Annotated in this window: 6 protein-coding genes; 3 read left to right on the forward strand and 3 right to left on the reverse strand. The window is 66.8% G+C overall.

The window, feature by feature from the left end; genetic code table 11:
- On the reverse strand, positions 1–467 hold a 467-nt coding region (locus tag VFQ05_01875; GenBank protein ID HET9325499.1), incomplete at its 3' end, for a PDZ domain-containing protein.
- Between the two features lie 199 nt (positions 468–666).
- Here VFQ05_01875 and VFQ05_01880 point away from each other — a divergent pair.
- The 3 genes from VFQ05_01880 to VFQ05_01890 all read left to right on the forward strand — a co-directional run bounded on the left by VFQ05_01880 (position 667) and on the right by VFQ05_01890 (position 3766).
- Positions 667–1041 carry a glyoxalase superfamily protein gene (locus tag VFQ05_01880; protein HET9325500.1) on the forward strand — a complete coding sequence of 125 codons (375 nt, stop codon included), beginning with the start codon at positions 667–669 and terminating at the stop codon, positions 1039–1041.
- Positions 1042–1145: 104 nt separating this feature from the next.
- Positions 1146–1538: a BlaI/MecI/CopY family transcriptional regulator gene (locus VFQ05_01885; protein HET9325501.1), complete on the forward strand. Its 393-nt coding sequence runs from the start codon at positions 1146–1148 to the stop codon at positions 1536–1538.
- Entirely contained in the window at positions 1535–3766 is a 2232-nt protein-coding gene (locus VFQ05_01890; protein HET9325502.1) for a M56 family metallopeptidase, read from the forward strand. The genes VFQ05_01885 and VFQ05_01890 overlap by 4 nt, the downstream gene beginning before the upstream one ends.
- On the opposite strand, the gene VFQ05_01895 is transcribed toward VFQ05_01890, so the two are convergent.
- Positions 3747–4397: a DUF998 domain-containing protein gene (locus VFQ05_01895; protein ID HET9325503.1), complete on the reverse strand. Its 651-nt coding sequence runs from the start codon at positions 4395–4397 to the stop codon at positions 3747–3749. The two genes, VFQ05_01890 and VFQ05_01895, sit on opposite strands and share 20 nt — an antisense overlap.
- Positions 4398–4415: 18 nt before the next feature.
- Positions 4416–5603, reverse strand: coding sequence for a PQQ-dependent sugar dehydrogenase (locus tag VFQ05_01900; protein ID HET9325504.1), 1188 nt, complete (start codon positions 5601–5603; stop codon positions 4416–4418).
- Positions 5604–5605 lie beyond the last annotated feature (2 nt).

Genomic DNA, 5605 nt, shown 5'->3' on the forward strand with positions numbered 1-5605 from the left:
TTGGCGGAAGAGGCCGGCATCACCACCGCGGCGAACATCGGATCGAAGCTGGCTTCCCGGCTGGCGAAACGATCGGTCGCGTCGGAGGGCATCTTCGCGAGCTTGAGCTTGAGGTCCTTGGTCGAACCATTCCGGTTCACCGTGTAGGACACGGTCGATCCCACCTTGCAGCTCGCCTTGGAAGCGCACATCGCGCGGGACTCGCTGTCGCTGAGGTCGTAACCGTTGACCGCGAGCACCACGTCGCCACGCTTGAGGCCGGCCTTGGCGGCAGGGCTGCCCTTCGCCACATCGGCGACCGTCACGGTGCCGTCGTCCGAACGCTCCAGCCAGGCGCCGGACCACGCGGACGTATAGGAGGCCGAGCTGGACTTGGCCGCACCACAGTGATCGCCACCTGCGAACGCCACGACCGCGATCGTCAGACTGAGGGCAGCAACAGCGGATGCCGTGAGCACCTTCTTCATGGTCGCCTCCGATGGAGTTGGATACCGATTTCCGCTCAGATGAGCGCGGTCCACGCGCGATCGAAACGGTAGTCCCCTCGAGGGGGCATCGTGTCCGGAGGTTGTCCCGGACCGGTCAAAGCCTGATCAGCGCTGGCTGCCTGGTTGCTGATCAATGCCCTTTCTTGGCCTATTCTGGCCCCTGAGGAGGGCCAGAAGCATGACCGACCCGGTCCAGGAGCGCATTGCCCATCGCTGGTACGCACGGCCGGTCTTCTACGTGTCCGACGTTCAGGCAGCCCTGCGGTTCTACGTGGACCAGCTGGGATTTCAGAAGAAGTGGCATGAGGCCGACGGCCAAGGGACGGTCTGCCAGGTCGATCGTGGGGAGTGCGAGATCATCCTCTGCCAGGACGCCGAACGCAGGGATCGAGGCCGCCTGTTCGTCGAGCTGACGCCGGACGGGCGCAACGAGCTTCAGCGTGAGATCGCCCAGCGCTCCGTGCCGTACCAGAAGGTTTGGTGGGGCTACGACTCGATCCTCATCGCCGATCCGGATGGCAACGAGCTCCTGTTCCCGATCGAGGAGGAGTGAGACCTTCGCGCTCGAAACGCCGTTGACCACCCCAGGCCTGGGTGCTAGCGTGCTCGCATGGTGTCAATGCATTAGCACTTGGCCTTTCGACCTCGAGGAATCACATGGCGACTCTCTACGCGGAGCTGGGCCGGCGTGAACGCCAGATCATGGACATCCTCTTCCGACGAGGTCAGGCGACCGCCTCGGAGGTGCTCAAGGATCTCGCGGACCCTCCCAGCTATTCCTCGGTGCGCGGCATGTTGCGCCTGCTCGAGTCCAAAGGACACGTGCGTCACCGCTGGGAAGGCCCGAGACACGTCTACTACCCGATGCAGTCCGCCGAGCAGCTCCAGCGAAAGGCCGCGCGTCACGTGCTCCACACGTTCTTCAACAACTCGATGGAAGCGGCGGTGGCGGCGTTGCTCGGCGGCGCCGTGAAGCCGGCTTCCGCCGAAGAGCTCGATCGGCTGGCACGTCTGGTCGATCGCGCGCGGCGCAATGGAGGCCGGCCATGAATGGGTTGTCTTTCGTGTCCGCATGGAGCGCGCCACTCCCGGCGGCCGTTGCCGTGCTCGCGGGGGTCACGCTCCTGCTGCTCCTCGCGATGCTGATTCAAGCTCTGTTGCCACGCCCTTCCGCGGCGACCCGCCATCTGGTGTGGCGGCTCGCGCTGGTGGGAAGCCTCGCGATCGGTTTGGCCGTGGCTCTGGCGCCGGGCCTTTCCTTCCCGGTCGGGATCCTGTCACCCGGCCCCGCGGCATCCCCGATGGTCGCCGAGCTTTCGCGCCAGCCTTTGGATTCAGCGGCCGAACGCTCGATCGGCGGAGGCTCCGCCCGCGAGTGGCGAAGTGAAATCTCCCCGGACCCTCGCTCGAATCATCCCAGAGGCGGCCGGATGCTGCTGTGGATCTGGCTCGCCGGCAGCTCGATCATCGGCGCCTGGTATTGCATGGGGTATCTGGCGCTGGCCCGATTGACCCGCGATGCCAAGGCCGTGACGGAAAGCACTTGGCTCCACTTGCTCCGCGAAGAAGCCGTTCATTGCGGCTGGCGCTCTCCCATTCGGTTGCTTCGCACGGCACGGGTGGGCTCCCCCGTCACCTGGCGCGCTCGGACCGTCGTGCTGCTGCTGCCGGCGGAGTCCGCGTCCTGGTCCATCGAGCGGTGCAGGGCCGTCATCGCCCACGAGCTCGCGCACGCCGCGCGAGGCGACCACCAGGCCAATGGGCTCGCCGCCGTGGTGTGCGCGCTGTACTGGTTCCATCCGCTCGTCTGGTACGCGGCGCGCCGCATGCGGGCCGAGAGCGAGCGAGCCTGCGACGACGTCGTGCTCTCGCAGGGCATTTCCGGCGGCGAGTATGCCTCGTTGCTGCTCGACGTCGCTCGCGCCTCGCGTGAGCTTCGGCTCGCAGGGGTGGCGGCGATCGGCATGGCGCGGCCATCGCAGCTCGAGGGACGGCTGCTCGCGCTGCTGGACGAGAAGCGCCCTCGCAACGCTCCCTCCCGGCGCTTCCTCGCCATCGCCTGGGCAACCCTGGCCGTGGTCACGCTGCCGCTCGCATCGCTGCGACCATCGCCGCTGCCCCGCGAGCAGGCGTTCGCCGGGACTTCGGAGGAGTACGAAGCGGCGTCCACGTCTTCCTACAGCGAAAAGGCGACTTCGGGGCAGCGTCTCGAGCTCGACCTCGAGTCCGGAGGCGGGGTCAGGATCACGGGCTGGAACGAATCGCGCGTCCAGGTTCGTGCCATGCTGGGCGGAGTCGATTGGCGCGACACCCGCGTCGCGCTCGAACGCGTGAGCGGTGGACTGCGCTTGCACTCGTGGCAGGCCGTCGAGCGCTCGCAGAGCTCGACCTCGCATCGCTTCGAGATCCAGGTGCCAAGGAAGTACGACATCCGACTGCGCTCGGCGGGCGGTGATCTCACGCTCTCGAATCTCGAAGGCGACTTCCGCGGGCAGACCGGCGGCGGCGAGATCGTGATCGAGAACGTGAGGGGATACGCCTCGCTCAGCACCGGCGGCGGCGAGGTTCATGTGTCGGACTCGCACCTCAGGGGCTCGGTGAGCACAGGCGGCGGAGAGGTGTTGCTGTCGGGGGTGAGCGGCGGCTTGCGCGGCAGCTCGGGCAGCGGCCCGGTCGTGTACGGCGAAGACGGATCGGCACGGACCACCGATCTCAGCGATGTCGAGGTCGAGGACGATGAGATCCAGGTGGCGCGCCCGGACAAGGCCGGCTTCCTTCACGTGTCGCGCGCCGGGGGTGACGTCCACCTCGACGAGGCGCCCAAGGGAGCGCGGATCTCGACCGGCGGAGGCGACGTGACGGTCGGTCGCTCCGGCGGCACCATCGACGCGGACACCGGTGGCGGGGATATCGAGATCGGCCCATCCAGCGGCTCCGTGTCGGCGCGCACCGGGGCCGGGCGGGTTCGCGTGACGATCGTCCGCGGGTCGAGCCCGGAGCACTCGGTGGAGATCTCGAGCGGCTCAGGCCCGGCGGTGATCGAGCTGCCTGCCGATCTGTCGGCGCGCTTCGAGATCGAGACGGCGTACACCGACGGACACGGCAAGAAGACGCGCATCGTCAGCGACTTCCCGTTGAAGATCTCGGAGACCTCCACCTGGGACACCAGCGAGGGATCTCCGCGGCGTTACGTGCGCGGCACCGGTACGGCGGGCAAGGGCGGAGGTCTCGTGGTGGTGAAGATCGTGAACGGCGACGTCACGATCCGGAGGAAATGACCTTTTCGTCGGGTTCGCGCAGCAGCCTGGTCGCGAGGACCACGGACCACAGCAGGTAGCTGAAGATGCTGATGCGCTCCCAGACGCCCATCCACGGCGTTGGCAGGTTCTCCACCATCCGGGGAATGTACAGACCCGTCAACGCGCCGCCGAGAGCAGAGACCAGGAGCGTCGCCACCGAATAGACTCGGAACCGTGGACCAAACACGAACGCCCCGGCCCCCACGGCGGTCAGGAAGAAGAGAACCCCGATGTACGTGAGGATCCCGTGCACGGGGTCGTTGCTGGTCGACGCGACGCCACGCAGGTGCATGGGAAAAGCGAGCTGAACGACCAGGCCTTCGACCTCCTTCCCCATGAGCCCGATGGCCATGATGCGCAGAGCTTTTCTCTGGCGCGCGGACTTCCAGACACCGACCCCGAAGGCCATCCAGAGGACGCTGTACGTCACGAACAAAGGGTCGACGACTCGCTTCGATGGCGCGTCGATCGCGAACAGCTCGCTGACCGTCTGGGACGTGGAGCTGTAGCCGTCCCACAGCATCGCCCCGAGGATGGTGGCCGCGACGTAGAGCAACGACGCGGCGATCCCGCAAACGAGCAGGGTCTTTCGTGTCACGGGTCCACGCATGCGGGTTCCGAATCCGATCTACCGTGAGGGAGTCCCGAGCGCCGGTGAGCCCTTCGGCGTCACCTTGAGAAGCTTCCCGTTGGCGTCGTCGGTGAGCAGGTAGAGTTCTCCGTCCTTGCCTTGGACGACTTCGCGGATGCGGGCGCCGAGGTTCGTGAGCAGCCGCTCCTCGCCCACGACCCGGTCCTTGCTCATGACCAGACGGATGAGCGCCTGGCTCGCGAGACCCCCGATCAGAAAGTTCCCACGCCACTCGGGAAACAACGTTCCCGAATAGATGGTGAGCCCCGAAGGAGCGATGACGGGATCCCAGTAGTAGACCGGCTGCTCCATGCCTTTCGCCTGCGCCGCCCGGTGGATGGACCGACCGGAGTACTCCTCGCCGTAGCCGATGGTCGGCCAGCCGTAGTCCTTGCCCTTCTCGACGAGATTCAGCTCGTCGCCTCCCTGGGGGCCCATCTCGACGATCCAAAGCCGGTTCCTCTGGTCGAGCGCGGCCGAGAGGATGTTGCGATGGCCGCTCGACCAGATCTCGGGCTTCGCATCCTTGCGGCTCACGAACGGATTGTCCTTGGGCACCGACCCGTCGAGCTCGATCCGCACCACCTTGCCGAAGTGGCTGTCGAGCTTCTGAGCCTGGACCCGTCCCGCCATGATCGACCGTTCGCCGAGCACCACGAACAGCTTGCGATCCGGCGTGAAGACCAGGCGCCCGCCGGCATGCATCGTGGACTCGATGGTCGGCTGCATGCGAAAGATCACCTGCAGGCCCTCGATGCGCGGCGCGGGACCATCCACGAGCCTGGCGCGCGCCACCGCGAGGCCGTTTCCACCGGTGCGCGGCTCGTAGTAGCTCCAGTAGATGAGCTGGCTGGATGCGAAGTCGGGAGCGATCTCGACGTCGAGCAGGCCACCTTGGTTACGCCCATCGACCTTCGGAAGGCCGGCGACCGGCGCCGATTTGACCCCGCCCGGCGTGACGATGAACAGATTCCCCGTCGGCTTCTCGGTCACGAGGAACCGCCCGTCGGGCAGACAGGCGATCGCCCACGGCTTGTCGAAGCCCGAGGCGATCTCGGTGACTTCGAGCGGCGTCTGGGTCTTCACTTCCTCCGCGCGCGTCTGCCCTGGGAACGCCGGCTTGAACTCGGGAACGTTGGGCGGATCGGTCTGGACAGGCGCGCCCAAGGCCGGCGAGAGGAACAGCG

Source organism: Candidatus Eisenbacteria bacterium (assembly GCA_035712145.1).
Taxonomy (GTDB): Bacteria; Eisenbacteria; RBG-16-71-46; order RBG-16-71-46; family RBG-16-71-46; genus DASTBI01.

What these genes read in the sequence shown, in the direction of transcription:
- VFQ05_01885 (HET9325501.1), top strand. Translation starts at nt 1,146, where the DNA reads ATGGCGACTCTCTACGCGGAGCTGGGCCGGCGTGAACGCCAGATCATG.
- VFQ05_01890 (HET9325502.1), top strand. Translation starts at nt 1,535, where the DNA reads ATGAATGGGTTGTCTTTCGTGTCCGCATGGAGCGCGCCACTCCCGGCG.
- VFQ05_01880 (HET9325500.1), top strand. Translation starts at nt 667, where the DNA reads ATGACCGACCCGGTCCAGGAGCGCATTGCCCATCGCTGGTACGCACGG.
- VFQ05_01895 (HET9325503.1), bottom strand. Translation starts at nt 4,397, where the DNA reads ATGCGTGGACCCGTGACACGAAAGACCCTGCTCGTTTGCGGGATCGCC.